Annotated in this window: 25 protein-coding genes; 11 read left to right on the top strand and 14 right to left on the bottom strand. The window is 65.0% G+C overall.

Going from position 1 to position 25,607, the window contains the following annotated elements:
• The first annotated feature begins 113 nt into the window (after positions 1 to 113).
• Genes M0209_RS09175 through M0209_RS09160 form a run of 4 tightly spaced genes read left to right on the top strand, consistent with a single transcriptional unit; the run spans position 114 to position 3,707 of the window.
• Positions 114 to 1,109, top strand: coding sequence for a thiamine pyrophosphate-dependent dehydrogenase E1 component subunit alpha (locus M0209_RS09175; RefSeq protein ID WP_258887972.1), 996 nt, complete (start codon positions 114 to 116; stop codon positions 1,107 to 1,109).
• The gene (locus M0209_RS09170) at positions 1,106 to 2,095 is read left to right on the top strand and encodes an alpha-ketoacid dehydrogenase subunit beta (RefSeq protein ID WP_258887971.1); all 990 of its coding nucleotides are present in this window, start codon (positions 1,106 to 1,108) and stop codon (positions 2,093 to 2,095) included. The genes M0209_RS09175 and M0209_RS09170 overlap by 4 nt, the downstream gene beginning before the upstream one ends.
• Positions 2,092 to 2,967 (top strand): SGNH/GDSL hydrolase family protein, encoded by an 876-nt coding sequence (locus M0209_RS09165; protein ID WP_258887970.1) that lies wholly within the window; start codon positions 2,092 to 2,094, stop codon positions 2,965 to 2,967. Before M0209_RS09170 ends, M0209_RS09165 begins: the two co-directional genes overlap by 4 nt.
• On the top strand, positions 2,964 to 3,707 hold the full coding sequence (locus tag M0209_RS09160) for an alpha/beta fold hydrolase (protein ID WP_258887969.1): 744 nt from the start codon (positions 2,964 to 2,966) through the stop codon (positions 3,705 to 3,707). The genes M0209_RS09165 and M0209_RS09160 overlap by 4 nt, the downstream gene beginning before the upstream one ends.
• On the opposite strand, the gene M0209_RS09155 is transcribed toward M0209_RS09160, so the two are convergent.
• From M0209_RS09155 to M0209_RS09140, 4 genes are all read right to left on the bottom strand, one after another.
• Positions 3,700 to 5,787, bottom strand: a complete 2,088-nt coding sequence (locus tag M0209_RS09155) for a PKD domain-containing protein (protein ID WP_258887968.1) — start codon at positions 5,785 to 5,787, stop codon at positions 3,700 to 3,702. The two genes, M0209_RS09160 and M0209_RS09155, sit on opposite strands and share 8 nt — an antisense overlap.
• Positions 5,784 to 6,713 (bottom strand): acyl-CoA dehydrogenase family protein, encoded by a 930-nt coding sequence (locus M0209_RS09150; protein WP_258887967.1) that lies wholly within the window; start codon positions 6,711 to 6,713, stop codon positions 5,784 to 5,786. Before M0209_RS09150 ends, M0209_RS09155 begins: the two co-directional genes overlap by 4 nt.
• Positions 6,710 to 7,888 (bottom strand): acyl-CoA dehydrogenase family protein, encoded by a 1,179-nt coding sequence (locus M0209_RS09145; protein WP_258887966.1) that lies wholly within the window; start codon positions 7,886 to 7,888, stop codon positions 6,710 to 6,712. The genes M0209_RS09150 and M0209_RS09145 overlap by 4 nt, the downstream gene beginning before the upstream one ends.
• 74 nt (positions 7,889 to 7,962) lie before the next feature.
• Positions 7,963 to 8,280: a non-heme iron oxygenase ferredoxin subunit gene (locus M0209_RS09140; protein ID WP_258889609.1), complete on the bottom strand. Its 318-nt coding sequence runs from the start codon at positions 8,278 to 8,280 to the stop codon at positions 7,963 to 7,965.
• Positions 8,281 to 8,344: 64 nt separating this feature from the next.
• Between M0209_RS09140 and M0209_RS09135 the strand changes: the two genes are divergently transcribed.
• The gene (locus M0209_RS09135; protein WP_258887965.1) at positions 8,345 to 9,490 is read left to right on the top strand and encodes an acyl-CoA dehydrogenase family protein; all 1,146 of its coding nucleotides are present in this window, start codon (positions 8,345 to 8,347) and stop codon (positions 9,488 to 9,490) included.
• Positions 9,490 to 10,410, top strand: coding sequence for an acyl-CoA dehydrogenase family protein (locus tag M0209_RS09130; RefSeq protein ID WP_258887964.1), 921 nt, complete (start codon positions 9,490 to 9,492; stop codon positions 10,408 to 10,410). The genes M0209_RS09135 and M0209_RS09130 overlap by 1 nt, the downstream gene beginning before the upstream one ends.
• On the opposite strand, the gene M0209_RS09125 is transcribed toward M0209_RS09130, so the two are convergent.
• From M0209_RS09125 to M0209_RS09095, 7 genes are all read right to left on the bottom strand, one after another.
• Positions 10,407 to 11,327, bottom strand: a complete 921-nt coding sequence (locus M0209_RS09125; protein WP_258887963.1) for a TIGR03619 family F420-dependent LLM class oxidoreductase — start codon at positions 11,325 to 11,327, stop codon at positions 10,407 to 10,409. The two genes, M0209_RS09130 and M0209_RS09125, sit on opposite strands and share 4 nt — an antisense overlap.
• A 16-nt stretch (positions 11,328 to 11,343) precedes the next feature.
• Positions 11,344 to 12,522, bottom strand: a complete 1,179-nt coding sequence (locus M0209_RS09120) for a MaoC family dehydratase N-terminal domain-containing protein (protein ID WP_258887962.1) — start codon at positions 12,520 to 12,522, stop codon at positions 11,344 to 11,346.
• A gap of 103 nt (positions 12,523 to 12,625) precedes the next feature.
• Positions 12,626 to 12,976 carry an EthD domain-containing protein gene (locus M0209_RS09115; RefSeq protein WP_258887961.1) on the bottom strand — a complete coding sequence of 117 codons (351 nt, stop codon included), beginning with the start codon at positions 12,974 to 12,976 and terminating at the stop codon, positions 12,626 to 12,628.
• Between the two features lie 4 nt (positions 12,977 to 12,980).
• Positions 12,981 to 14,357 carry an aromatic ring-hydroxylating dioxygenase subunit alpha gene (locus M0209_RS09110; RefSeq protein ID WP_258887960.1) on the bottom strand — a complete coding sequence of 459 codons (1,377 nt, stop codon included), beginning with the start codon at positions 14,355 to 14,357 and terminating at the stop codon, positions 12,981 to 12,983.
• 110 nt (positions 14,358 to 14,467) lie between these two features.
• Positions 14,468 to 15,022, bottom strand: a complete 555-nt coding sequence (locus tag M0209_RS09105) for a nuclear transport factor 2 family protein (RefSeq protein WP_258887959.1) — start codon at positions 15,020 to 15,022, stop codon at positions 14,468 to 14,470.
• Positions 15,023 to 15,032: 10 nt separating this feature from the next.
• Complete coding sequence (locus M0209_RS09100) at positions 15,033 to 15,872, bottom strand: SDR family NAD(P)-dependent oxidoreductase (RefSeq protein ID WP_258887958.1); 840 nt, start codon at positions 15,870 to 15,872, stop codon at positions 15,033 to 15,035.
• 2 nt (positions 15,873 to 15,874) lie between these two features.
• Positions 15,875 to 17,107 (bottom strand): MFS transporter, encoded by a 1,233-nt coding sequence (locus M0209_RS09095; RefSeq protein ID WP_258887957.1) that lies wholly within the window; start codon positions 17,105 to 17,107, stop codon positions 15,875 to 15,877.
• Positions 17,108 to 17,277: 170 nt separating this feature from the next.
• Between M0209_RS09095 and M0209_RS09090 the strand changes: the two genes are divergently transcribed.
• The 5 genes from M0209_RS09090 to M0209_RS09070 are packed head-to-tail and all read left to right on the top strand — an operon-like array spanning position 17,278 to position 22,699.
• Positions 17,278 to 18,444, top strand: a complete 1,167-nt coding sequence (locus M0209_RS09090) for an acyl-CoA dehydrogenase family protein (RefSeq protein WP_258887956.1) — start codon at positions 17,278 to 17,280, stop codon at positions 18,442 to 18,444.
• A gap of 16 nt (positions 18,445 to 18,460) precedes the next feature.
• Positions 18,461 to 19,318 (top strand): CoA ester lyase, encoded by an 858-nt coding sequence (locus M0209_RS09085; RefSeq protein ID WP_258887955.1) that lies wholly within the window; start codon positions 18,461 to 18,463, stop codon positions 19,316 to 19,318.
• Entirely contained in the window at positions 19,315 to 20,589 is a 1,275-nt protein-coding gene (locus M0209_RS09080) for an acetyl-CoA hydrolase/transferase family protein (protein ID WP_258887954.1), read from the top strand. Before M0209_RS09085 ends, M0209_RS09080 begins: the two co-directional genes overlap by 4 nt.
• Positions 20,589 to 21,356: an enoyl-CoA hydratase/isomerase family protein gene (locus M0209_RS09075; RefSeq protein WP_258887953.1), complete on the top strand. Its 768-nt coding sequence runs from the start codon at positions 20,589 to 20,591 to the stop codon at positions 21,354 to 21,356. The genes M0209_RS09080 and M0209_RS09075 overlap by 1 nt, the downstream gene beginning before the upstream one ends.
• A 2-nt stretch (positions 21,357 to 21,358) precedes the next feature.
• A complete protein-coding gene (locus M0209_RS09070; protein ID WP_258887952.1) occupies positions 21,359 to 22,699 on the top strand; it encodes an SRPBCC family protein in 1,341 nt (446 codons plus the stop codon).
• Here the strand turns inward: M0209_RS09070 and M0209_RS09065 are convergent.
• The 3 genes from M0209_RS09065 to M0209_RS09055 form a co-directional block, all read right to left on the bottom strand.
• Positions 22,696 to 23,928 carry an MFS transporter gene (locus tag M0209_RS09065; RefSeq protein ID WP_258887951.1) on the bottom strand — a complete coding sequence of 411 codons (1,233 nt, stop codon included), beginning with the start codon at positions 23,926 to 23,928 and terminating at the stop codon, positions 22,696 to 22,698. The genes M0209_RS09070 and M0209_RS09065 overlap by 4 nt on opposite strands.
• Before the next feature lie 117 nt (positions 23,929 to 24,045).
• Positions 24,046 to 24,840, bottom strand: coding sequence for an SDR family NAD(P)-dependent oxidoreductase (locus M0209_RS09060; protein ID WP_258887950.1), 795 nt, complete (start codon positions 24,838 to 24,840; stop codon positions 24,046 to 24,048).
• The gene (locus M0209_RS09055) at positions 24,840 to 25,592 is read right to left on the bottom strand and encodes an SDR family NAD(P)-dependent oxidoreductase (protein WP_258887949.1); all 753 of its coding nucleotides are present in this window, start codon (positions 25,590 to 25,592) and stop codon (positions 24,840 to 24,842) included. The genes M0209_RS09060 and M0209_RS09055 overlap by 1 nt, the downstream gene beginning before the upstream one ends.
• Positions 25,593 to 25,607 lie beyond the last annotated feature (15 nt).

The raw sequence follows: 25,607 nt of genomic DNA, 5'->3' as shown, positions 1-25,607 counted from the left end.
CCATCGCGCGTGCCGCCCGCGCAACGTCGCCGCGCACATATCGCCATGGCGTGATTGACCTGACCCTGCCGACTGCCGATTGATCGTCGCTTCAAAACCAATCGAGGAAGCCCATGCCAGAGCTGAGCAACGCGCCGGTGCCGAGCCCGGAAACGCTGGTCGATATCTATCGCCGCATGGTCCGGATCGAGCGCAATGACGATGCGATCCGCCAGACGGTGCGGCGCGGGCGGCTGACCATGCCGTATTATTCGGCGCGGGGGCAGGAGGTGATCCCGTCGGCGATTTCGACCCTGCTGACCAAGGACGACCAGATCTGCACCATCTATCGCGGCATCCACGACATGGTTGCAAAGGACATGCCGCTGCGCCCGTTGTGGGCGGAAATCGCGGGACGCGTCGACGGCACCTGCAAGGGCAAGGGCGGCCCGATGCACCTCACGCATCCCGAAAGCGGGATCATGGTGACGACGGGCATCGTCGGGTCGTCGATGCCCATTGCCAATGGGTTGGCCTGGGCGGCACAGCTCGACGGCAGCAAGCGCGTGGTCATCGCCAATTTCGGCGACGGCGCATCGAACATCGGCGCGTTCCATGAATCGCTGAACCTCGCATCGATATGGAAGTTACCGGTGATCTTCGTCTGCCAGAACAACGGCTTTGCCGAGCATACCCGCTACGAAAATGCGACGTCGGTCGATTTCATTGCGAAGCGCGCGGCGAGCTACAACATGCCGGGCTATACCGTCGACGGCAACGACCCGCTCGATATGTACGCGCACGCCCATGTTGCCATCGAACGTGCGCGGGCGGGGGAGGGGCCGACCCTGCTTGAGTGCAAGACCTTCCGGTTCTTGGGGCACGTGCTGGGCGACGACGATTTCTACATGACCAAGGAAGAGAAAGCGGCGGCGATGGCGAAGGATCCGTTGCCCGCGCTGCGCGCCAGCCTGATTGCTGATGGACATGCCACCGAAGCGCAGCTCGACAAGATCGTCGCCGATATCGAGGCTGAGGTCGCCGACGCGCAGGAGTTCGGGTTGAACAGCCCGCTGCCCGATGTGGCCGAACTGCGCCGCGATGTGTTCGCCGAGGAGATCGCGGCATGACCGAGATGCTCAAAATGAACGGCATTCAGGCAATCAACGCCGCGATGTTCGAAGCCATGGCGGCCGACGACAAGGTGCTGGTGCTGGGCGAGGATATCGCCGACCGCGAGGGCGGCGGCGTCACCGGCACGATGAAGGGGCTGTCGACCAAGTTCGGCGACCACCGCGTCCGCACGACGCCGATTTCGGAACAGGCGATCATCGGTGCGGCCATCGGCGCGGCCATGGCGGGCTACAAGCCGGTCGCCGAGATCATGCTGATGAACTTCACCACCGTAGCGATGGACATGATCTTCAACCATGCGGCGAAGCTGCGCTTCATGTCGGGTGGGCAGACCAGCGTGCCGCTCACCATCCGCACGTTGACCGGCGCGGGCTGGCAGACCGCGGGGCAGCACAGCGACCATCTCGAGGGCTGGTTTGCCCATGCGGCAGGGATCAAGGTCGTGTGCCCGTCGAACCCGGCGGACATGAAGGGCCTGCTGATGTCGTGCATCGCCGATCCCGACCCCTGCATCTTCGTCGAAAACGGCATGACCCTGTTCGTGCCGGGCGAAGTCGCCGCCGACCAGGGGCCGATCCCGCTCGGCAAGGCCAAGGTCGTGGTCGAGGGCACCGATCTGACCATCGTCACCTGGTCGGCGCAGGTGATGCGGAGTCAGATGGCGCTGGCGGGTCTGGCCGAAGCCGGGATTAGTGCCGAAATCGTCGATCTGCGGACGATTTCGCCCTGGGACAAGGAAACGGTGCTGGCCTCGGTCGTCAAGACCGGTCGCGCGCTGGTGGTGCATGAGGCTGTCCGCAATTTCGGTCCCGGTGCCGAGATTGCCGCGACGATCAACGAGGAACTCTTCGGCCAGCTGAAAGCGCCGGTGAAGCGCCTCGGCGGGGCCTATTGCGCGGTGCCGTTCGCCAAGGTGCTCGAGGACGCGTTCGTGCCGCAGCCCGACGACATCGTCGCGGCGGCCAAGGCGATGATGGGGTGATCGGCCGCGCGGCTGTCGCGGCGCTGGCGCTGGTTGCGGGCGCGGCAAGCGCCAGGTCTCCGGCGGCGGGCTCACATTATGTCGCTATGGGCAGTTCCTATGCGGCGGGGCCGGGGATCGCGCAGTCGGCAGATGCGCCGCCGACGCGCTGTACGCGTTCGACCGGGAACTACGCGCATCAACTCGCGGCGCGCTACCGGTTGCGGCTGACCGATGTCAGTTGCGGCGGCGCGACCACCGCGCACCTGCTCGGGCCGTGGAACGAGTTGCCGCCGCAGATCGACGCGCTGCGTCCGGATACTGCGCTGGTAACCGTCACCATCGGCGGGAACGATGTCGGCTTCGTCGCGGGGCTGTTCAAGGGATCGTGCGAAGGGGAGGGCGCATCGGCGACCCCCTTTTGTCGTGGGATGGCGCAGCGCGCTGCCTCGGTGACGCCCCCGGCGATCGACGCGACGGCCTGGCAGCGCGCCGAGGCGGGCCTAACCGCAATTGCGGCGGCGGTTCGTGTGCGCTCACCCAAGGCAAGGCTGGTCTTTGTCGATTATCTGACCGTGTTGCCGTCGCGCGGCGGGTGCAGCGCCGTCCCGTTATCGCCTGCGGCCCTGCGCCAGTCGCGGGAGACGGCAGCGCGGCTGGTGCGATTGACGGCCAAGGTCGCGGCACGCTCGGGTGCGACACTGATCCGCGCGTCGAAGCTGTCGGTGCAGCACAATGCTTGCGCTACCCAGCCATGGACGACCGGGATCATGGCGCCGCCCGGAGGGGGTGCCTTTGTCCCCTATCACCCCAATCTCGCGGGCATGACGGCGATTGCCGACGCCATCGCCACGCGGCTCGAGGTGCCAGGCCGCCCCTTGCACCCGAAATGACCGGTCGCCCGGCCTTCGCGCTGCTGCACGGCGGCGGGCAGGGGAGTTGGGTGTGGGACGATGTCGTCGCCTTGCTGCGTGCGGACGGTGCGCGGGTCCTGGCGCTCGATGTCCCCGGTTGCGGGGTCAAGCGCGGGCGCGATGTGGCCACCCTCGATGCCGACGCCGTGGCGACGGAACTCGTCGAGGACATGCGTGCGGCGGACTTGTCAGATGCGATCCTTGTCGGTCATTCGCTGGCAGGGGCAATCCTGCCGCGCGTGGCGGCGATTGCGCCCGAACTCATCCGCAGGCTCGTCTATATCACCTGCACCGCGCCCGCACCGGGCATCAGCTTTCGCGGGCAAATGGGGACGGGGTTGCAAGGGTCGAACCCCGACGAGGTCGGCTGGCCGGTCGATCCTGCGACGCACAGCGCTGACGCGCGCTACCGCTTGATGTTCTGCAACGACATGGACCCTGACTTCGCGACGGATTTCCTCGCCCAGATGGGCAAGGACGACTGGCCGATGGATGTGCTGACGCGCAGCGACCATCGCTACGACCACCTCGCTGCCACCCCTTCGACCTATATCGTCTGCGAGCGCGACAATGGCCTGCGACCCACGTGGCAGCGTCGCTTTGCCGAACGGCTGCACTGCGCGCGGATCGTGTCGCTCGACTCAGGTCATCAGGCGATGACGACCCAGCCGGAGCGCCTCGCCGAAATGCTGCTCGCCGAAGCGACCCTGCCTATCTGACGACGACGCGCACGCGCGCCAGATTGGGAATGCGCGCATACGGACTTGCTGCATTGCCGCTGCGTTCGGACTCGACACGGAGCGTGACGAAATACGTGCCGGGCTTCGCAAAGCTATGTGTCGTTGACACTGTTGCGCGCGCCGCAGGTATCGCGGGCAGCACGCCCTTTTCGGCAAAACTGCCGCTGCCGTCGAAATCCCAAGCCGCGGCGATGATTTTGCCGGTTGCGGGCGGCACGTCGATTGTTGCGGTCAGTTTTACGGGCAGTCCGGCCTTTGCCAACACGCGCCCGCGCGCGAAACTTACGACCGGCTGGATGCCTTTTCGCGCGGCTGCCGTCGGCGCGAGCACGACCTGCCCGTCGTCGATGCGGTAACCGGTATTCGCCGGCGGCGGCATCCCCTTTTCGACCCAGGCGGACACGTCGCGCAGCGCCTGTTGCAGCACGGGCAGATAGCTGACGACGCGGGTACGCGCATCCTTGTCCTCGTTATAGCCGTGCAGCGCGCGGTCGGTGAACCAGACGCGGTAGCGGTTGGGCGCATCCTTGCCGAAATGTTCGTCGAAGCGGTGGGCGTACCAGTCGGCGTTCCAGGCGAAGGCCTCGCGGTCGAGGCCCGATTCGACGAGGATGATCTTGCCGTTGAACTTGCCGGTCGGGACGGTGCCTGCCGCGCCCCGCGCGAACAGCGGACCGAGCAGCATCCGGCGCTGTGGATAGAGCGGCATGCCGTCGGTACCTCGGAACTGGTTGTAGGTGTAATAGCTCGCATCGGGCACCTGGTGCCGGTGATAGGTCTGCGCGGCGAGGAAGTTGCTGTTGTCGATGCGGACCTGATCGCCTGCTTTCAGCTTGGCGACAGTCGCGAGATCGACGACGCCGAGGGTGGCAACCTTGCCGTTCAGCCCGAGCAGCGCGATCCTTTTGCCCTTTGCCTCGCCCGACAGCACGTACAGATCGCCGCCGATGAAATCGACATCGGGCGGCGTGTCGCCGAGCTCGAAGGCAAGCGTGCGCGCCGAGCCGTCGTTGACCAGCGCCTTCCACGCGAGATCGGCGGTGCCGCGCCCGTCGTCGCGCGGCTGGCCGGGGCGGCGCTTGGGCGTCAGGCCGCGCGTTTCGAGATCGGTCGCCGACAGCGCCAGCTTGACCGTCGTCGGAAACTGGAGCCGCGCCTTGGCAAAAGTGGCCGGGTTGTCGAAACCGAGATAGCCGGGCTTGGTCCAGAAATCCTCGAAATAGGTCGGGTCCGCCATCACCATACCTTGGTAGACGGCCGTGAAACCGTGGACGCCCATCGTTTTGTACCCGAACCAGCTTTGCAGCGGGAAACCCATGCGGGTGGCTTCTCGCAATGCGGCCGCCTGTTCGGCGTTTAGTCCGGCATAGGGATCGCCGCTGCCGCCCGAGTCCATCGCATCGATAATTCCCGGAAATTTGTCCTTGAGCAGCCGCATCGCGTGCATGCGGATCGAAAAATTATTGGGCGACGCCATCGGCGACCCGGCGACGAACGGTACCGCGCCGTCCCACACCGTGGTATTCTCGATGCTGCCGAAGGTGCGATAGGCCCCGCCCGAGCCGCCGTAGATATAGCCGTAGATGCGCTTGACCCCATACATCTCACTAGCGAGCTTGCGCGAATATTCTGCGACGGCGGCATTGGCGCGATAGGCACCAATGGTGGGGTCGGTCATGAAGGCAGGGCCTGCGGTAATCGCGGTGCCGCCGCCATTGGTTTCGACGAAATAGGCACCGGACGACGCGGCAAAGCCGATATTGTCGTCGCCCGCCTGTACCGTCTGCGACAGGTTCTCGCTGTCGGGAACCGGCGTCACATATTGGAAGAACCGCCCCTGAAACCGCTCCTTGGGCGGTAGGTAGAGCGAGAATTTCGTCCCCGTACCCTTGAATCCGCCATGGACATAACGGTGACGGACGGGCGTTGTGCGCCATTCGTCGATGTCGACATAGGGCTCTTTGAACATCGCGTCCGCAGCCGGTGTGGCTGGCGTCTGCGCGAGCAGTGGTGTCGCGGCGGTCGCGGCAAGGAGTACCGCCGACAGGATCGATTTCATGCGTAGGTCTCCATCAAGGCGCGCCCGGTCGCTTCGTGCAGGGTGTCGTTGTCGTCGCCCAGCGCGGCATTGAGCAGCGCGCGCTTCAGGAACCGGTGGCAATGATGCTCGGCGGTCAGACCGATGCCGCCGTGGAGCTGGATCGCTTCCTCGGCGATGGCGCAGTAAGTGGCCGTCGCGAATGCCTTGAGCGCACCTGCCTCGGCAAGGGTCGGCGTCCCCGTTGCACGCGCCCAGAGCAGAGCCTGAGCAGCTTCGAGTTGGACCTTCAGATCGGCAACGCGGTGCTTCAACGCCTGAAACATGGCCAGCGGACGGTCGAACTGGCGGCGCGTCTTCAGATAGTCGACCGTCATTTCGAGTATGGCATCTGCCCCGCCGAGCGAGTCCGCCGCGATGGCGAGATAGGCAGCCGACATCGCCCGCTGATAGACCCCGGACGCGAGACCATCATCGAGTGGCACCTGGTCGCTCTCACTCGTTCCGACAGCGAACAGGCGGCGCGTTTCATCCCAGGTTGGCCGATGGGTGGCATCGCCGATCGAACCGAACCCTGTCCGGTCGGGGCTCAGGAAGAGCGCGCTGGATGCCTCGTCCGCATCCATGAAGCCGAGCCGCGAGACCGTTATTTTTTCGCCGGTCATCGCCCGTTCGAGCATTTCGGTCCGGCCGGTCGCCACCAAGGCTTCGATCGCCGCCGACTGTGCGATGGCCGGCCCCGGGACCAGCGCGCGCCCCAGTTCGTAATGGATCGCAGCCAGTGCCTCATAGCCGAGACCGAGCCCGCCCAGCTCCTCAGGTGCGGTCATCATGAACCAGCCCATTTCGGCAAGTGTTTGCCAGCTGGTTGCGGCATCGGGTGCCAATCCGGCTTCGCCGAACGCCTTGCGCGCCGAATCGCGGAGTTCTTCGCGGGTCATGCTCATGCGCCGACCCAGGATTTCGGCTCGCGCGGCATGTCGAGCATCCGTTCGGCGATGATGTCGCGCTGCACCTCCTCGCTGCCGCCCGCGATCGTCCAGGCGTAGCTGTTCATGAAATCGGCCATCCAGTTGCCGGTATTCAGATCGCCGAAAGTGATCGGCGCGCGGTACTGCTCGTCCAGCCCGCCGAGCCGCAGCCCGAGCGCGGTCCAGGCCCGCAGCGCGCGCGAGTAGCTGTTCTTGACGACTGAGGCGTCGCCGATGTTCTCGATGCCGTTTATGCGGTTTTCGAGGAAACGGTCGGCGAGTGCGCACGCGGCATCGACCTGCGTCGCGAGCCGCCCGAAATCGCGCAGCACCCCCGCATCGTCCTGTCGTCCGTTCGTGCGAATCAGTTCGGCGATCCGCCACATCCCGCCGCGCATCCGGTAGGAAAGCTCCATCAAGGTCAGCCCGCGTTCGGACGCCAGCGTTGCCTTCGACACTGCCCAGCCCGCGCCCTCCTCGCCGACGCGCTCGCTGACCGGCACTTCGACATTGTCGAGGAAGATTTCGGCAAACTCCTCGTCGCCCTGAATCTGGTGAATGGGGCGCACGGTAACGCCGGGTGCCTTCATGTCCATCAGCAGGAAGGTGATACCCGCCTGCTTGGGGCCGTCGCTCGACGTGCGGACAAGCAATAGGCATCTGTCGGCGTACTGCGCCATGGTCGACCAGATTTTCTGGCCGTTGACGACGTACACATCGCCTTTCCGCTCGGCCTTGCACTTAAGTGCGGCGAGGTCCGACCCCGCGCCCGGCTCGGAAAACCCCTGACACCAGGTTTCGCCTTCCAGAATTGCGGGCAGGTAGCGCGCCTTTTGCGCGTCGCTGCCGCATTCCTCGATCGTCGAATAGGCGTGATAGGTCGAGACGAAACTCAGCAGCAGGCGCGGCGCATCGGCGCGGGCGAGCTCCTCGTAGATGATTTTCTGTTCGGCCAGACTGCGCCCGCCGCCGGGCCATTCGGCGGGCCAGTGCGGCACCGCATAGCCGCCCGCGACCAATGCCTTGAACCAGGCCCGTTGTGTTGCGAGAAAGTCGGCGTGCGTGGCGCTTGCCGCGCGCCAGTCCTGCGGTGCACTCGCGGCGACCCACGACCGGACTTCATGTCGAAAACTGTCGAGCTCAACTGTCACATATTGCTCTAGGCACCTGTTCGGCACTCTCCCGCAAGCGAAGTCGCGACATATCGTCGCAGCGGTGCGCGGGCCTAGCTGAGCAAGACCGAAATCGTATCGCCGTCGATACGAACCGGAAATGTCCTGATCGGCGCCGTGGCAGGCGGGGTGAGCGGTTCCCCCGTCTCCAGATCGAAGCGTGCGCCGTGTGCCGGGCAGGCGATCCAGCCGTACTTCACGCGGCCGCAGGCCAGCGGTTCCTCGGCATGCGAACAGCGGTTTTCGACCGCAAAAATGCCGCCTTCGGTATGGACGAGCAGGACCGAAAGCGTGTCGACCGTGACTGCTTTGACGGAGTCGCGGGGGACGCTTGCGACATCGGCCGCGGGATGAAACTTGGGTTCGACCATCACCCCGGCGTTGTCTGGCGCGCGGCCCTGTTCGTCAACGGGCGGCTGAATTATCGACAGCGCGATGGACTTCGACTGGACCGAGGAAGAGGCTACCTTTCGGCAACGCCTGCGCGACTTTCTCGCGGCGACGTTGCCAGAGGACTGGGAACGCTTTTCGCAGCACGGCCCCGCGTCCCCGGCGCTCACCGAATATGCCAAGACCTTTTGCGGTAAGCTTGCCGACGACGGGCTGCTGACGCCGCATTGGCCGAAGGAAATCGGCGGCGAAGGACTCGATCCGTGGCATCAGACGATCCTCGCCGAGGAAATGTGGATCGCGGGCGAGCCGCGCGGCGGGCAGTATATGAACGTCAACTGGGTCGGCCCGACGCTCATCAAATACGGGACGCCCGAACAGCAAGCGCAATATCTGCCCGCAATTACGTCGGGTAAGGCCTTGTGGTGTCAGGGTTTTTCGGAGCCGGGGTCCGGGTCGGACCTTGCTAGCCTGCGTACCCGGGCGGTTCGCGACGGCGACACCTACCGCGTCACCGGCCAGAAAATTTGGACGAGTTACGCGACGCTTGCCGACACGTGCTTCCTGCTGTGCCGCACCAGCGAGGACCGCAAGCGCGGCATTTCGATCCTGCTCGTGCCGATGGACACGCCGGGCATCACCGTGCGGCAAATCCCCTCGCTGATCGGCGAAGGCGACATCCATGAGGTGTTCTTCGACGACATGGTCATCCCCGCGACCGCATTGTTCGGCGAAGAGGGGCAGGCGTGGGAGATCATCGGCTTTTCGCTGACCAACGAGCGGCTGGGCATCCCGCGCTATTCGTTGGCGCGGGCGGCCCTCGACCGGGCGGTGGCGGTGCTGAAGGATCAGGGCGGCTGGGACGGCGAGGCGGTGAAAATCGAGGCGGCGCAGGCAGCGGCCTTGTGCGAGGCGGCGCGAATGGCGAGCTATGCCATCGTCGGTGCGCGGGCGCGCGGCGAGGGGGTGGGCGCGGAGTCCTCGTCGGCGCGGTTTGCGACGATCATGGCCGAGCGGCGGGTGGCAGAGTTCGTCGTCGAGTACCTGCCCGAGGCACTGGCCGACGCGCACCCCTATCTCAAGATGCACCACCAGCGCGGGATCGTGGCGGGCATTGCGGCGGGCGCGGCGGAGATTCAGCTCAACATCATTGCGACCGACGTCCTCAAACTCCCGCGCGAGCCGCGCTGATGGATCTGGCGCTCACCCCCGACCATCTGGCGATCCTCGACGCGCTGGACTCGCTGGCGAAACCCTATGAGGCGGTGCCGATCGGCGATCATAGCTGCGCGCTGACGAGCGAGACGTTCGACCGCGAGTTGGCCGAAGGCGGGTTCCTCGACGTGGCGTTCGATCCCGATTTGGGGACGGTCGCGGCGGCACTGATCATAGAGAGGCTGGCGCGGCTGCCGTTCACGACCGAGGCAGCGATGAGTTCGCTCGTGCGCCCGCTGCTCGGCGAAGAGGTGAAAGGCCCGCTGTGTCTCGTCGAGGAAAGTAAGGGCAAGCGCCTGCTGCGGTTCCTGCGACCCGGCGCGACCGTCGTGATGATCGGCGACCATTGCGTATGCTCGATGACGGTGACTGCGGATCAGTTGCGGCCCGAGCCGGAGGCGCTGTTCGGCTATCCGATGGCGACCTTGCTGGTCGATCCCGAGCTGTCGCATTTGAAGAACCATTTCGTGTCACCCGCCGAGGTGATGACCCGCTGGCGCATCGCGCTGGCGGCGGAGGCAGCGGGGCTGCTGGCGGCGGCGCTCGCCAGCACCGCGAGCTATGTTACCGACCGCAACCAGTTCGGTCGCCCACTCGCGACATTCCAGGCGATCCGCCACCGGCTGGCCGAAGCGCAGGTGCGAACGAACGGCGTGTACTGGCTGGCGATGAAGGCGGCGGGTACGCTCGATGCGGGGGATGCCGCGCTGGCGGCGCTCCACGCGCAGGAATCGGCGCGGGCCTGCGTGTACGACTTCCACCAGTTCCTGGGCGCAATGGGCATGACGCTCGAACACCCGCTGCACCTGTGGACGTACCGCCTGAAAGCACTGATCGGCGAACTCGGCGGGCGCGGCGGACAGGCGCTAGCGGCGGCGGACGCGATCTGGCGCTAAACCAGCTTCGGCTTGATCTCCTCGATCACCCACTGGGCGTAATCGGCATATTCATCGATGCTTCGCACCGCCGGAATCGGGACCGAGCTCATCGTCACACCAAGCTCACCGAACCAGCCGAGCCGGTCGACAATTTCGGGCGCCGTCATGCCGGGCCGGGCGCGGGGGTCGTCGAGCACCTTGTGACCCTCGCCGATGCGGCTGGTTGCGAACCCGTACATCACGTCGAAGGGGCGACCGTCATAGCCGGACTGCGACTTGATGAAGTCGATCTTCGCCGGGATGTCTTCCGGTTTCGTCAGATAGGGCCACCACCCGCTGGCGAACTTCGCCGCGCGTTTCAGCACGGCATCGGCCTCTCCGCCCATCCAGATCGGCAGGTGCGGTTTTTGCACCGGGCGCGGCGCGAAGGCGACGTTGCGGAACTGCACGAACTCACCGTCGAAGACGGGATCGTCGCTGGTCCACAGCTCGACGATGGCGGCGAGGTAGTCGTCGCACATCGCGCCGCGCCGATGGAAATCGACGCCAAGCAGGTCGAACTCCTCTTTCAGCCACCCCGCGCCGAACGTCACCATCGCGCGGCCCGAGGACATCCAGTCGAGCGTCGCGAGCGCCTTGGCCGTAATGATGGGATGCTGGAGCGGTAAGATCGCGATCGAGGAATTGATGCGGATGCGCTCCGTTGCGCCCGCATAATAGCCCATGCCGGTAAAGCCGTGGAAATGATGCGGGCCGGATAAGTCGACATGCGCCTTGGGCATGATGAAATGTTCGGGGACGCTGATCATGTCGTAGCCGATGCGGTCGGCCAGTTTGGCCAACCGCGTCTGGTCCGCGCCGGTAACAGTCAGCTCCCACGGCTGCATGGTCGCCTTGAGCTCGATCAGGCGCGGCATGCCGAAGGCGAATTTCACCGGCGTTGGGCTCCAGTCAGACCGGCCGTTTGGGCAACTGGATTTCGGCCTTGGCTGTCGCCAGCACGGCACCGTTCTGGTTGGCCATCTTGCAATCGACCGAAATGATATGCCGCCCCTCGGCATCGACCGATTTGCCTAGGATATTGCCGGTCATCACGGTGATGTCGCCGGTCAGCGCAGGGCTGCGGTAGTTCGCGGTCGAGTGCGTCACCATGCCCCATTCGCCGACCCAGCCCGCGAAATAATCGGTCACCCATGCGCCCATCGACGCGCCATACCCGTAACCGCGCGGCATGCCGATGAAGCGGGCCCAGCGCGGGAACAGATGACCGCGCGACGGGCCGATATACGCGCCGTCGGTGTTCTCGGGATTGTTCTTCTCTTCGGTGGGGTCCTGCTCAGGCCCGGCCATCGGTCCGGTGAAGCCCAACTCTGCCATGTCGAGATCGGTGCGGCGGTGCATCGAGCCCCATTGGGTGAAGGTGTAGCTGCGCCATTCGGTGGTGAAGCTGACGATACTGTGCGGGCCGAAGACGCGCGCGGGCAGTTCGCCGGTCGCAGGCACATCGTCCCAGTAACGCGGCGAATGGCCGAGGTCGTGGAGCATCTTGATCCACTCATACTTGCGCGCCTCGAGCGCTTCGAGCTCGTCGTCGGTCCAGACCGGATCGTCCTGCGCCTCGCTCGTCCCCGACTGTGCCGCTTCGCCCGCCGACTGGTTGTAGCGGATCGAGGTCGAGCGCTGCTTGGCGACGAGGTCGCCGTGCTGATTGTAGTAGAAATTGTCGCCGCGCTGGAAACAGGTCGGGCCGAACGACGAGGTGTTCTTGATTGTGTAATCGAACGGCACGCGCTCGTTCCAGATGCGGTCGCCGCCCTTTACGCGCGGGCCGTAGAACCACCATTCATCGCCGCCGAACAGCATGTGCGAATTGGGGATGAGACCGATGCATGACGGGGCCGAGCCATGGCCGTCGTCCATCGTCACCGGAAAGCTTTGCGGCGCGATCAACTCGCCGAAACGGCTCTGCATTGCGTAGTTGTGGTCGTAGTGCAGCCGGTTGGGGTAATGCATCGCCTGCACCCAGCGGCGGATGTCGTTGTTCGCGAAGGGGTCGACCATCCGCGCGGGCTGCATCGGCTTGCCGATATAGCGGTCGAGGTCGGAGCAATCTAGGGCGAGATCGGACATGGGCAAGCGCTCCTGAAACAGTTGCGGAAAGCTGTCCGATGCCGGTCGGGGAAACGCAACCGCGCGGCACACCTTATCGCGCGGGCGTTGGGCAGCCCTTAGATCAGACTGTCGTCTCGCATTCGGTTATCGCGAACGCCCGTGTCTTCGCCCGCTCGAACACGTTCATTTCATCGGCGATCACATCGGCGGGCATCGCATCGCGCGCCAGCGTGTCGAGGACGACGTCGCGTGTTCTCGCCTCGGCAAAGCCCAATTCGGTGATGACGTCGAAGTCCATCTCCGCGCCGTCGGTTGCCGGTTCGAGGTAACGGCGACGATAGCATTCGACACCGCGCATATAGGTCATGCACAAGGGGATATGGCGGTTTTCGTAATAGTCGCGGAATTCGGTCAGGCTCATGCCGGGCCTGCGCTTCATGAATATCAACAGCTTGTACACCGATTCGGCCATCGGCTCAGAAGTCATACTCGAAGATCTTACCGTCGAAATTGCCCGCCAGCGTATTGGTCGCCGCCGCAAGCTTGGCCGGGTCGGCCCCGCCCAGATGCCCGTCGATGATGCGGTTATAGTTGCTGATCATCCCTTCGATGTCCTTGCCCAGCCGCATGAAATCGAACCCTTCGGCATGCAGCCCCTTTTGCTGGATCGGGATGTTCGAATAATCCTGGCGCGGGATCGGCGGGAACTTGTCGCTGTCGAACGGCAGCACGGTTGGCTCCATCGGCGTCTCGTGCGCCTGTCCCTCGGCGACATGGGTCAGCGACCACAGCTCAAAGATGCAGCTCTCCGGACCGTTGGGACGGATGCGGTAGGCCGACATCGAGCTGAACATCGGCAGCAGGAAATAATGCGGGAAAAAGAACTCGACCGCGTTGACCGGGTGGGACACCGCAACGGCGTTGAGATCGGGCACGTCCTCTCCGGCGGCGCGAAGCTGTTCGGTAATCTGGTGATTGACCGCGCCGAACCAGTGCATGATCGCCATCTGCGGATCGTCGACCTGGATGTCGGTGATCTGGCTGGCAATCGCGACTTCCTTGGCGTGGACCATACCCGCCATGCCTTCGCTCAGCAGGCCCAGATGTTTGATCTGCGCGGCGATATTGCCCTTGATGTCGAGGTTCGGGTTGATCGGGACACCGATTCCGCCGGTGTCCATGCCGTACATCGAATTGTAGAGCATCGGCGCGGCCTGTTGCAGCTGCGGATGCGTCCGCATGACGTGATAGCCCTCCATGAAGGCCTCCATCGCCAGCTTCCAGTTCGCCGGGAGCACGGTGGCATACCACCATTCGGCGCGCAGCTTGCTCGCGCCATGCGCTTCCATCCGGTCGAGGATCGGCCCCATGGTGTCGCGCAGGGTCGGCGCCGCATCGTCGAAGTTGATGAACGCGCATCCCAGCGCCGTTTCCAGCCTGCAGGGCTTCAGCGCGAGATCGGCCTGGTCGAGCTGGGCTTCGCTGAACATGTGCTTGCCATAGACGAAGGTATTCTGCCCCTCCGCGTTCCAGCGCCAGCCGTGGAAGGGGCAGATGAACCCCTGCGTCTTGCAATTGCCGTGACCGCCTTCGCTCGCGAGCGGTACACCGCGGTGACGGCAGGCGTTGTGGAACGCCTTCACCCCGTCTTTGGTGCGGACGACAATGACCGACTTGCCGAGGTTCGAATATTCGACCCAGTCGCCGACATTTTCGACCTGCTCCAGCCGGCACGCCATCTGCCAGACGTGCGGCCACAGCTTCTCGTTTTCGAGAGCCGCAAACCCTGCGTCGTAATAGCGTTTGGCCGGAATGCGCTCGGGATCGGTAACCCGGAACGGAATGTCAGCCATTGCATACCTCTCAAGCGTGTTCGATCCGAGGGTGGTAAGGACGGCCTAACCGCGTGCAAGCATCATCGGCGCGGCATGTTCATTCATCGCTGCGCCGATAGGTGCCAGGGTCACCAGCGTGTCACGGGATCTTCGAGCGTGAGCGGACGGCGATAAGCGAGATCGCCGGTATCGCGCGCGCCCTTGACGAACCCGCCCGCCTTGAACTGCGGCATGTCGAGGATCGATGCATCGCCCGCGATCAGCACATCGACGGTGCAGCGCCGCAGCGCGATTTTCCACGCGCCGTCCCGCTTTTCGAGCCGGTCGATGTAGCGCCCGTTGATGAACCGCGCCGACTTGCCGCCGGGGTTCAGCAGACCGACCAGAACATAGCTTTCGGTGTGCGCGGTATCGCCGTCGATCTCGCAGATGTGCGTTGTGATATTGTGGAGGCACAGGTCCGACCCGCCGCGGTGGATGGCGTTGGCCCATTCGGCATAGTCGGTCCCGCTGTTGATCGCCGCTGAGCCGTGCTCGTCCACGCCGTCGGGATGATAGGCGGCGGTGATCAAATCGGCATCGCAGCGATCGTGCCCGCGTGCGTGTCCGTTGACGCAATCCTCGATCGCGCGCCGGTCCATCAGATACGCAACGTCGCGTTGCAGCTGGTCGAGGTCGGGCATGACGGTCCTTTCAGCGGATGATATGCGGGTGCGCGACATGCGGCTCGACGCCAAGCGTCTCGCGCACCGATGGCGGATAGCGTCCGTTGGCGTCGGGGACGCCGTAGCGTTTGCCCATGTCGGCGCCGATGACGGCCCGGCCCGACAGGCTCATCAGTTCCGGATCGTTGAACAACCCCCAGATGATGTGCCCGGTATATTCAGGGGTTTCGAGCGTGTCGCTCAGCCGCCCGTATTTCGCCGGATCGGCAGCGATCAGGTCGAGGACGCGTCCGGTGGCAAGCGATCCCATCCAGACCGACAGCGCCGCCACCCCGAACTCGCGGAAATCGACCGCCATGTCGGCGGCCATCTTGTCGACGCCCGCCTTGTGCGCGCCATAGGCGGGGCCGAAGACATAATGGACCGCGCCGGGGGCCGAGGTGAACACGACCAGCCCGCTGCGTTGCGCGGCCATCACCGGCGCAGCGTACCAGCTCGCGACGAAACCGCTGCGGACCCCCACGTCGATCATATTGCCGATCTCGAGCGGCTTTTCCCAGAAATGGCCCGAATCGGTCAGCCGGTCGTGGATGGCGCAGGCATTGTTGACGAGGATGTCGAGGCGGCCTCGCTCGCGCGACACCCGGTCGAACAACGCGGCAACCTGCGCGTCGTCGGCGTGATCGGTTACGGCGGCAATGCCCTGTCCACCGGCGGCGGTGACGGCGGCGGCTGTCGCGTCGAGCGCTGCGACCGAGCGGCCCGTGACATAAACGGTGCAGCCATGGCTGCCGAGCGCAAGGGCAATCCCGCGTCCCGCGCCCTGACTGGCCCCGGTGACAATCGCGACGGGCGGGCGTTGCGCCACCGTCACCCCTTCGCCGCGTCGAAGGTCGGTCGGGGCAGGGTGACCAGCGCGAGGCTGCTCGCGATCATGAAGGCGATGGTGAGCCACAGGAACGGCGTGTAGTTGCCGTACGTATCGAACACCGCCGATGCACCGAGCGGTCCCGTTGCCGTGCCGATCGACAGTGCTGTCAGCAGGCCGCCGTAAAGCGCGCCGAAGTTTTTCAGACCGAAATGGCGGGCGGTCAGGTACACCAGGACATCGACTTCGGCACCCAAGGTCAGGCCGATCAGCGCGGCGGCGGCGGCAGTGCCGATCGCGCTGGTGCCGCCTGCGATCAGGATCAGGCATCCCCCCACCGGCAACAGGAAAACGACCGCGCCGACGCGCGCGGCGCGATACCGGTCGAGCAACACCCCGGTGCCGAGGCGGCCGGCAATCGAAAACAGCCCGACGAGGCCTGCAAGACCCGCCGCTTCGAGCTTGCCCATGCCGCGCCCGGTCAGGATCGGCACGAAATGTACGACCAGCGCGATGATCGTGAAGGTGAATAACAGGCTGGCCAGCCACAACCGCCAATAGACGCTGGACGACAGACCCTCGGCCAGCGTTGCGCCGGACAGCGGTGCACGCTCGAGCTTGGTCTCGCCTCTACCGGGAGCCGTATCGTGCGCCCCGCGAAAGAACAGCAGCAGCAGGGGCAGCGCGACCGCACACCACAGCCCGGCCTGCGTCGCCACCGCGCTTTGCCAGCCATAGGCCGCAATCAGCTTCGCCCCCAGAAACGGAAAAATCGCCTGGGCGACCGACGCGCCGCACAGGGTGACGGCAAAGGCCATGCCGCGTGATGCCTCGAACCGGGTGGCGACGGCGCTGGTCCAGATCGTCGTCTGAACGAAGAGCGCGGCGATGGCCAGCAGGCTCCAGAGTGCCAGCCAGTTGGCGAGGCTGCCGGTCGCGGTGCCGAGCAGCGCGAATGCGCCGGTCGTCGCGACGACCCCGAACAGCGCGAGGCGGCGCGGGCCGATGCGATCGACGAGCATCCCCATCGGGATGGCAAATACGGCGGCGACCAAGGTCTGGAGCGTCAGCCCCAAGGTGGTTTGCGTACGCGACCAACCGAAGGCGGTGCTGATCGGCTCGATATAGGGGCCGAGGCCGTAGATATGGATGACGCTGGTCGCATAGCCGAGTGCAGCGGCAACCGGCAGCATCGGATAGCGCCGCCATTCGCTCGCGGCTTCCGGTGCAGCCATGTCGATCTCCCCCTAATTTTTGTGCGAACGTGCTAGGCGAGACAGTCGGCGAAAAACAGGCCTGCGCCTTCGCCGGGCCGATATGTGCACGGGCTTCGGTTGTGCGGCCCTGTTGCCGCAGCTACCTCGTGAATCCGCGACCGGGCCGGTCGCCGAGGGACAGCGCGCACGTGGACTTTGCCTTTACCGAGGACCAGCAGAACATCCGGGACACGATCCTGAAGCACTGCGCGCCCTATCCGGACGAATATTGGCTGGCGCGCGACCGCGAGGGCAAGTTTCCGGAGGATTTCTATCGCTCGATGGCCGATGCCGGCTGGCTCGGCATCGCCATGCCCGAGGATTGCGGCGGCTCCGGCCTCGGCATCACCGAAGCCGCGATCATGATGCAGGCGGTGGCCGAATCCGGCGGCGGCATGGCGGGCGCGTCGAGCATCCACGGCCCTGTGTTCAGCATGGAGCCGGTGCGCCTGTTCGGCACGCCCGAGCAGCAACAACGGATGATCCCGCCGGTACTGAGCGGCGCAGAGAAAATCTGTTTCGGCGTCACCGAACCCAACACCGGCCTCGACACGACCAAGCTCAAGACGCGCGCGGTGAAGTGCGACGGCGGTTATCTGGTCACCGGCGAGAAGATCTGGATCACCAACGCGCATGTCGCTGACAAGATCATGCTGCTCGTTCGCACCACGCCCATTGAGGAGGTCGAACGCAAGACGCAAGGACTGTCGTTGTTCTTCACCACGCTCGACCGGACCAAGATCGAGCACCGGCTGATCCCCAAAATGGGGCGGCACGCGGTCGGTTCGACGATGCTGTTCATCAACGACCTCTTCGTGCCCGAGGAGGACCGGATCGGCGCCGAGGGCGACGGGTTCAAGATCATCCTCCATGGCCTCAATCCCGAGCGCATCCTGCTTGCGGCCGAAGCGGTCGGGCTGGGGCGGGCGGCAATAAAGCGCGCGGCGACTTATGCCCGCGAACGCATCGTCTTCGACCGGCCCATCGGCATGAACCAGGGCATCCAGCACCCGCTCGCCAAATGCTGGGCGCAACTGGAGGCGGCGAACCTGATGGCGATGAAGGCCGCGACCTTGTTCGACAAGGGCGAGGAGTGCGGGGTCGAGGCGAACGCCGCCAAATATCTTGCAGGGGAGTTCGGGTTCGAGGCATGCCATACGGCGATGCTGTCATTGGGCGGCATGGGTTATGCGCAGGAATATCATGTCGAACGCTATTTGCGCGAAAGCCTTATCCCGCGCACGGCGCCGGTCAGCCCGCACATGATCCTGAATTTCATTGCGGAGAAGGTGCTTGACCTCCCCAAATCCTATTGAGCCTGCGCCCCTGAAAATGCGCTCCTGGCTGTTTGCGCCGGGTGACAGCGACAAGAAGATGGGCAAGGCTGCGGAGAGTGCGGCGGACATCGCGCTGTTCGATCTCGAAGATGCGGTGACGCCCGAAAACAAGCCGCTCGCGCGCCGCATGGTGCACGACTTTCTGGCTGGGTATGCTGGCGACCGCAGCCGTTTGTGGGTGAGGATCAATCCGCTCGACGGCCCGTGGACGCTCGATGATCTGGCTGCCGTAATGCCCGCAAAACCGGGCGGGATCATGTTGCCCAAGGTTTATGGGCGTGCCGATGTGGAGAGGCTCGACAACTATCTGTCGGCGTTCGAGGCGGCGCATGACATCGCGATTGGGTCGACGCCGGTGATCGTGCTGGTGACCGAAACTGCCGAGGCCATGTTCCACACCGGCAGCTATAAGGGCGCGCCGCGTGTTGTCGCGCTGACCTGGGGTGCGGAAGATTTGGCCGACTCCATTGGCGCGAGTTCGAACCGCAATCCCGATGGCAGCTATGGCTTCACCTATGAACTCGCGCGCAGCCTGTGCCTGCTTGGTGCAGCGACGGCAGGGGTGACGGCGGTCGAGACGATCCAGGGCGACTTCCGTGATTTGGAGAGTCTTAAGGCGCGCGCCGAAAAGGTGCGGCGCGACGGCTACCGCGGGATGCTCGCGATCCATCCGGCGCAGGTCGATGTCATCAACGCGGCGTTCACGCCGACGGCGGAAGAGATCGAAGAAGCGCAGACCATTGTCGATGTGTTCGCGGCCAACCCGGGCGTCGGTGCGATCGGGTACAAGGGCGGGATGCTCGACCGGCCCTATCTGTCGCGCGCACAGGCGCTGCTCGCGTCGGTGCGATGACCGTCGAAACCGATGCTGCCGGACTCGATCTCGGCCAATATCTGCGGCACGGCGACCGTATCGTCATGGGGCAGGCGTGCGGCGAGCCGGCGACTTTGGTCGAGGCGCTCATCGCGCAAGGGGCGGGCATCGGCGACTTGTCCGCCTTCATCGCGACCAGCTTTTCGGGCCGGTTTACGCCGGAAACGTCGGACAGCTTTGCCTTGTCGAGCATGGGTGCCATTGGCGTGCTGCGGACGATGGCGGCGGCGCACAAGCTGGGCATTATTCCCTGTCATGTCGGTCAGATCGGGCCAATGATCGCCGACGGCATCATCGGCTGCGACGTTGCATTCGTGCAGGTCAGCCCCGCCGATGCTGACGGCAATCACAGCTTCGGCCTGATTGCCGACCACCTCCGCGACATGGTGGCGAAGGCACGGGTCGTGATCGCCGAGGTCAACGACCAGATGCCGTTCGTCTATGGCGATAGCCTGCTCGCCGGGTCCGATATCGACGTCGCGGTCCACGTCGCGCGCCCGCCGGTCGAGGTCGCGCCTGCCAAGATCGGCCCGACCGACGAAGCCATCGCGCGCCATATCGCGGGCTATATCGAGGATGGATCGGTGCTCCAGACCGGCGTCGGCGCAGTTCCCGACGCGGTGCTGCGCCTTATCGGCGACCGCAAGGATCTGGGCGTGCACTCGGGGATGCTCGGCGACGGGCTGGTCGATCTCGCCGAGGCCGGCGTGCTGACCAACGCGCGCAAGCCGATCGATACCGGTGTGTCGATCAATGGCGCGCTGATCGGAACGAAGCGGCTCTATGATTTCGCGCACCGCAACCCCGCGATCCGCATGTGCAGCGCTGACTATACCCACAGCGCCGCCGTCCACGCGCTGATCCCGCAGATGGTCACGATCAATTCGGCGCTGGAAGTCGACCTGACCGGGCAGGTCAATGCCGAGCAGAGCGGGAGCAGCTATTTCGGCGGCACGGGCGGGCAGGTCGACTATGTCCGCGCCGGGGCACGCTCGCCGGGCGGGCGCTCGATCATGGCGCTTGCCGCGACGGCCAAGGGCGGCACGATCAGCAAGATCGTGACCGCGCTGTCGGGACCGGTCACCACCGCGCGCAGCGAAGTCGATGTCGTCGTCACCGAATATGGCGCGGCGGAGCTGAAGGGCCGGTCGCTTGCCGAACGGGCAAAGCGGATGGTCGCCATCGCGCATCCCGACTTCCGCGAGGAACTCGATCGCGCGGCATTCGACATAGCAAGGCGAGGTTTTTGATGGGCGATGCTGTCCGCTACGACGTGACCGGCGACGGGATCGCGATCCTGACCATCGACCGGCCCGAGCAACGCAATGCCCTGGCGAAGGAAGTGCGTGACGGGCTGCGTGCGGCATGGGCGCGCTTCGATGCCGACAACAGCGCGCGCATCGCCATTCTGACCGGCGCGGGCGAAAAGGCATTCTGCGCGGGCGGCGACCTCAAGGAAATGGTCGAGACGGGCCTCAAAACTCCGCCGCGCGACATGTTCCCGGTGCCGTACGAGAATATCGCGCTGTCGAAACCGACGATAGCCGCGGTCAACGGTGTCGCCTTTGCGGGCGGCTGGATGATCGCGCAGGGGTGCGACCTGTGCGTCGCCTCGACCGAGGCGAAATTCGCGATCACCGAGGTCAAGGTCGGTCGCGGATCTCCATGGTCGACGCCGCTGATTCACATGATCCCGCAACGCATCTATATGGAAATCGTGCTGACGGGGAAGCCGATCAGCGCACAGCGCGCCTATGAGATCGGCCTCGTCAACCGCCTCGCCGAGCCGGGCAAGACGCTCGATGTCGCACTGGAACTCGCGCGCGAGGTGATCGAGGGCGCCCCGCTGTCGGTCGATGCCGCACGGCGCACGGTGATGCTCGCGACCGAGATGGGCCGGAGCGCGGCGCTCGACGCGGGCTATGCAGCGCATGAGACGGCTTACAACAGCGACGACGCGCAGGAAGGGCCGCGCGCCTTCTCCGAAAAGCGCAAACCGGTTTGGAAGGGACGCTGATCATGACGACCACACTCGATATTGCCCGGCCCGTCACCATCGGCCCCGAAGCTTACACGTCGCCCGATTACGCCCGTGCCGAGCAGGAGCGACTGTGGCGCAAGACCTGGTTGCAAGCGGGGCGCGTCGAGGACATTCCCGAGGTCGGCAACTACATCACTTACGATATCGGCCCGGATTCGGTCATCATCGTGCGGACCGCGCCCGATAGCCTGCGCGCCTATCACAATGTCTGTCCGCATCGCGGCCGCCGCCTGATCGATACGCCTGCGGGCGCCCGCAACGCGCGCGGCACAAAGGCGAATTTCATTTGCGGGTTCCATGGCTGGACCTTCGACCTGCACGGCAAGAATACGTACGTCGAACACAAGGATGACTGGCAGGGCTGCCTCGACGAACATCGCACCAGCCTCGGCACGGTGCAGGTCGATGAGTGGGGCGGCTGGCTGTGGATCAATCTCGATCCCGACGCCGGGCCGTTGGCAGATTATCTCGATCCCGCCGCCTCGCTGCTCGAACCCTATGAACTCCAGAACATGCGCCCGCGCTGGCGCAAATGGGTGGTGTTCGAGTGCAACTGGAAGGTCGCGATGGAGGCCTTCGCCGAGACCTATCACGTTTCGACCACGCATCCCGAGTTCAACGAGTTCGGCCAGTTCCGCGGCTGGGCGCGCAGCCACGGCCTGCACACCCATATCGGCTATGAAGCGCCCAAAGACATCGGCGAGGACGCGGGCAAGCTGCGGCTGGGCAGCGGCGCCGACCCGCGCGTCTCGACCGCCGAGATGCAGGTCTTCACCTGGGAAAACGCCAACACCAACACGACGATGACCCTGGTCGATGCGGCACGGCGGCTGGTCGACGAGCTGCCCGAGGATACGCCCGCCGCCGACGTGTCGAAACACTGGATCCAGTCCGCCCGCGCCGCCGATGCCGCGCGCGGTGTCGTCTGGCCGACGGTCGACCCGGCGCATACCGCCAAGGCCGGGACCGCATGGCAGATCTTCCCCAATTTCCAGATCGGGCAGGCGGTCAACAACATGCTCTGCTACGCGGCGCGGCCCTATGGCACCGACCCCGACAAATGCATCTTCGAGGCGGCGGTGTACGAGCTTTATCCGGCAGGTGAAGCGCCCGCGACCGAATGGGCCTACACCGAACCGAACGACTGGCCGCCCGTCCTGCAACAGGATTTCACCAACATGGCCGCCGTGCAGCAGGGGATGAAAAACGTCGGGTTCCGGGGCACCCAGCCCAATCCTTATATGGAACGCAGCATCGTCAGCCTGCACCGCAATCTGGCGGCATACATGGGAGCGGGCGCGCCGGAGCCGCTGGGTTAAGCGAAGGCCGCCTCTTCCGCGACGACGGGGTCTGCAACCGGCGTCGGCTGTCGCGGCATCAATGCGAACAACAGGCTGCCGATGGCGGCGGTGGTGCCCGCGATCAGCATGAATGCAGTATAGCCGTCGGTCATCTTCAGGGTCACGCTGATCAGGATGGCACCGAGAGCTGCGGATACCGAGATGATTCCGGTCATCAGACCCATCACGCTGCTGAACACGCGGACACCGAAATGCTGGACGACGAGATAGGTGATCAGGTCGCCTTCGGCCCCGAAGGCAAGCCCGATCAGCAGGACAGCGAGCGTCAGCACGGCGGTCGAGTCATAGGGCGACGCGATCAGCCAAAGCCCAATGGCTGGCAGGCCGAGGCTGACCATGGCAACGATCCATGACGGGAACCGGTCGAGCGCCAGGCCGCTGATGAACCGCCCCACCAGCACGCCGATCGGCAGGACCGCCACCATGCCGGTCACGCCGGCCGATGTGACTCCGTTGGCGAGCAATACCAGGTTGATCTGGGTAAGTGCGATGACCTGCGGCAGGTTGCACAGGATCATGGCCGCGCCCAGCACCCAAAACGCACGATTGGCGAATATCGCGCCGTAATCTTCGCGAGCCGCCTTGCGGCGCGGCGGTGCATTGGGATCCTTCTTCTCGGGCGGCATCAGCAGCAGCGCCGTAGCCCCGGCGACTGCCGTAAAGCCCATCACCACCCAATAACCCGCTCGCCACCCGTGCCCTTCGACGAATGCGTTGAGCAGCGGCCCGCCAATGGCCCCGGTCAGCGCGGAACCCGACGCCGCGATGGCAAGTGCGAGACCGCGCGCGCCCTTCACATATTGCACGACGATACGCGCATAGACGGTGGCCGTCGTCGTGATGCAAATGATGCCCTGAACCAGATAGAGCGCGACATACATGCGGATGTCGCCGTTCATGTGGCTCAGCCCGAAAAAGCACAGCGGCCCGACGATCACGCCGATCATGGCGGTGGCCCTGACGCCGAACATATCGGTGAGGCGCCCGACCAGCGGGAAGAAGGGAACGCTGAACAGGCCTAGAGCGCCGACTGCGGCGAAGGTCGCACGGGTCCAGCCGAAATCCTGGATCAGATGCGGCGCCATGATGCTCATCACATAGCTGTTCATGCCGAGCCCGCAGCCGAGGCCGATGGTCGCGGCCAGCAGCGGACGCCAGTTCTTCAGCAGTTCCGACAGATAGCCCATGTCCGATCCTCGTCCCGCCCATTCGTGCAAAACTGGTCGCTTTCGACCTTCGGGCGGAGCGTAATGACGGCGTGGGGTAAAGACTATCGCGCGATCCGGATAACGGCGGGGCGATGCTCAGCCAGCCGGATCGGGCGCGCCGCTATGTTCGGCACCCATCCCCGAAAAGCCGATGCAATATCCCCCGTCAACCGGCAGGATAACCCCCGTGATGTACGCGGCCTCGTCGCTCGCGAGGAACAGTGCGGCGTTGGCGATGTCGGTCGATGTGCCCCAGCGGTCCATCGGGATGCCGGGCAGCCGCCAGCCGCCTGCGGGCGGTTCCGACACCTCCTTCGACTGGGGGACGAGGCCGGTCCACATCGTTCCCGGCGCGATGGCGTTCACGCGGATGCCCGCCTTGGCATAATCGAGCGCGGCGACGCGGGTCATCTGGTGCACGCCCGCCTTGGCCGCGCCGTACACGCCATGCCCTTTCCAGCCGATCACGGCGGATGCCGACCCGGTGTTCACGATCGCCCCGCCGCCGGTCTTGAGCATCGACAATATGCCGTATTTCATGCCGAGGAAGACGCCGCGGATGTTGACCGCATGGACGCGGTCCCAATGCTCGCTGGTCTGCTCGGCCAGCGGGGCCATCCCGCCGCCGAACCCGGCATTGTTGCACAGGATGTCGAGCCGCCCGAAGCGGTTCTCGGCGGTCGCGATCAGGGCCTGGACCTGATCCTCGTCGGCGACATCGCAATGGACCGCGACGGCAGCATCGCGAAGCGGCATCGCCACCGCATCCTGCTCACCGCTGATGTCGGCCAGCACGACCTTCGCACCTTCGCGAACGAAGACCTCCGCCATTGCCTTGCCCATGCCCGACCCGGCACCGGTGATGATCGCGACTTTGCCGACAAGGCGCATCAGTGCGAGCCCATATACCTGCCGCCGTTGGTGCTGATGGTCTGGCCGGTGATGTAGCTTGCCTCTTCCGACGCGAGATAGGCGGCGGCGGCCGCAATATCTTCGGGCTTGCCGATGCGCTTCATCGGAAGGGTCTGGGCAAATGCTTCGGCGTCGATGGGGGCCGCGCGCAGCATCGGGGTGTCGATGAAGCCGGGCGGAATCACGTTGAACGTGACGCCTGTGGGCGCAAATTCGAGCGCCAGCGCCTTGGTCATGCCCAGCAACCCGCCTTTAGATGCGACGTAGTGGCCCTGCGCCGGAGATCCGGTCTGCACCGACGAGGAAGTGATATTGATAACCCGCCCCCATCCGGCGGCGAGCATGTCTGGCAGGATTTCCTTGGTCATCAGCCATGGCCCGCGCAGGTTGATGCGGATCACTTTGTCGAACAGGTCGTCGTCGCTGTCGAGGAAGGGCGTGAACGGCGCAATGCCGGCGTTGTTGACGAGGATCGCAATCTTGCCGAGCGTGGCGCGGGTCTGATCTGCGGCGGCTTTGATCGCGGCTTTGTCGGAGCAATCGGCATCGAGCGCCAGCGCAACCCCGCCCGCGCTGCGGATCATTGCAGCGGTTTCCTCCGCCCCGGCTGCATTGATGTCCCAGATCGCGACCTTGGCGGTATCCTCGGCCAGCCGGATCGCGATCGCGCGCCCGATGCCCGAACCGCCGCCAGTGACGACCGCCACCCGGCCCTGAAGCGATCGTGTCATGCTGTTTTCCTCGAT

It is taken from the genome of Sphingomonas sp. SUN039 (assembly GCF_024758725.1).
In the GTDB taxonomy this organism is placed as follows: domain Bacteria; phylum Pseudomonadota; class Alphaproteobacteria; order Sphingomonadales; family Sphingomonadaceae; genus Sphingomonas_O.
Note: the sequence above shows the minus strand (reverse complement) of the source record. Positions and strands in the feature narration are given on the sequence as shown.

Excerpts from the sequence above, each read along its gene's own strand:
- M0209_RS09175 (WP_258887972.1), top strand. The coding sequence starts at position 114 with ATGCCAGAGCTGAGCAACGCGCCGGTGCCGAGCCCGGAAACGCTGGTC.
- M0209_RS09170 (WP_258887971.1), top strand. The coding sequence starts at position 1,106 with ATGACCGAGATGCTCAAAATGAACGGCATTCAGGCAATCAACGCCGCG.
- M0209_RS09160 (WP_258887969.1), top strand. The coding sequence starts at position 2,964 with ATGACCGGTCGCCCGGCCTTCGCGCTGCTGCACGGCGGCGGGCAGGGG.
- M0209_RS09155 (WP_258887968.1), bottom strand. The coding sequence starts at position 5,787 with ATGAAATCGATCCTGTCGGCGGTACTCCTTGCCGCGACCGCCGCGACA.
- M0209_RS09150 (WP_258887967.1), bottom strand. The coding sequence starts at position 6,713 with ATGAGCATGACCCGCGAAGAACTCCGCGATTCGGCGCGCAAGGCGTTC.
- M0209_RS09140 (WP_258889609.1), bottom strand. The coding sequence starts at position 8,280 with ATGGTCGAACCCAAGTTTCATCCCGCGGCCGATGTCGCAAGCGTCCCC.
- M0209_RS09135 (WP_258887965.1), top strand. The coding sequence starts at position 8,345 with ATGGACTTCGACTGGACCGAGGAAGAGGCTACCTTTCGGCAACGCCTG.
- M0209_RS09130 (WP_258887964.1), top strand. The coding sequence starts at position 9,490 with ATGGATCTGGCGCTCACCCCCGACCATCTGGCGATCCTCGACGCGCTG.
- M0209_RS09120 (WP_258887962.1), bottom strand. The coding sequence starts at position 12,522 with ATGTCCGATCTCGCCCTAGATTGCTCCGACCTCGACCGCTATATCGGC.
- M0209_RS09115 (WP_258887961.1), bottom strand. The coding sequence starts at position 12,976 with ATGGCCGAATCGGTGTACAAGCTGTTGATATTCATGAAGCGCAGGCCC.
- M0209_RS09110 (WP_258887960.1), bottom strand. The coding sequence starts at position 14,357 with ATGGCTGACATTCCGTTCCGGGTTACCGATCCCGAGCGCATTCCGGCC.
- M0209_RS09105 (WP_258887959.1), bottom strand. The coding sequence starts at position 15,022 with ATGCCCGACCTCGACCAGCTGCAACGCGACGTTGCGTATCTGATGGAC.
- M0209_RS09095 (WP_258887957.1), bottom strand. The coding sequence starts at position 17,107 with ATGGCTGCACCGGAAGCCGCGAGCGAATGGCGGCGCTATCCGATGCTG.
- M0209_RS09085 (WP_258887955.1), top strand. The coding sequence starts at position 18,461 with ATGCGCTCCTGGCTGTTTGCGCCGGGTGACAGCGACAAGAAGATGGGC.
- M0209_RS09080 (WP_258887954.1), top strand. The coding sequence starts at position 19,315 with ATGACCGTCGAAACCGATGCTGCCGGACTCGATCTCGGCCAATATCTG.
- M0209_RS09075 (WP_258887953.1), top strand. The coding sequence starts at position 20,589 with ATGGGCGATGCTGTCCGCTACGACGTGACCGGCGACGGGATCGCGATC.
- M0209_RS09070 (WP_258887952.1), top strand. The coding sequence starts at position 21,359 with ATGACGACCACACTCGATATTGCCCGGCCCGTCACCATCGGCCCCGAA.
- M0209_RS09065 (WP_258887951.1), bottom strand. The coding sequence starts at position 23,928 with ATGGGCTATCTGTCGGAACTGCTGAAGAACTGGCGTCCGCTGCTGGCC.
- M0209_RS09060 (WP_258887950.1), bottom strand. The coding sequence starts at position 24,840 with ATGCGCCTTGTCGGCAAAGTCGCGATCATCACCGGTGCCGGGTCGGGC.
- M0209_RS09055 (WP_258887949.1), bottom strand. The coding sequence starts at position 25,592 with ATGACACGATCGCTTCAGGGCCGGGTGGCGGTCGTCACTGGCGGCGGT.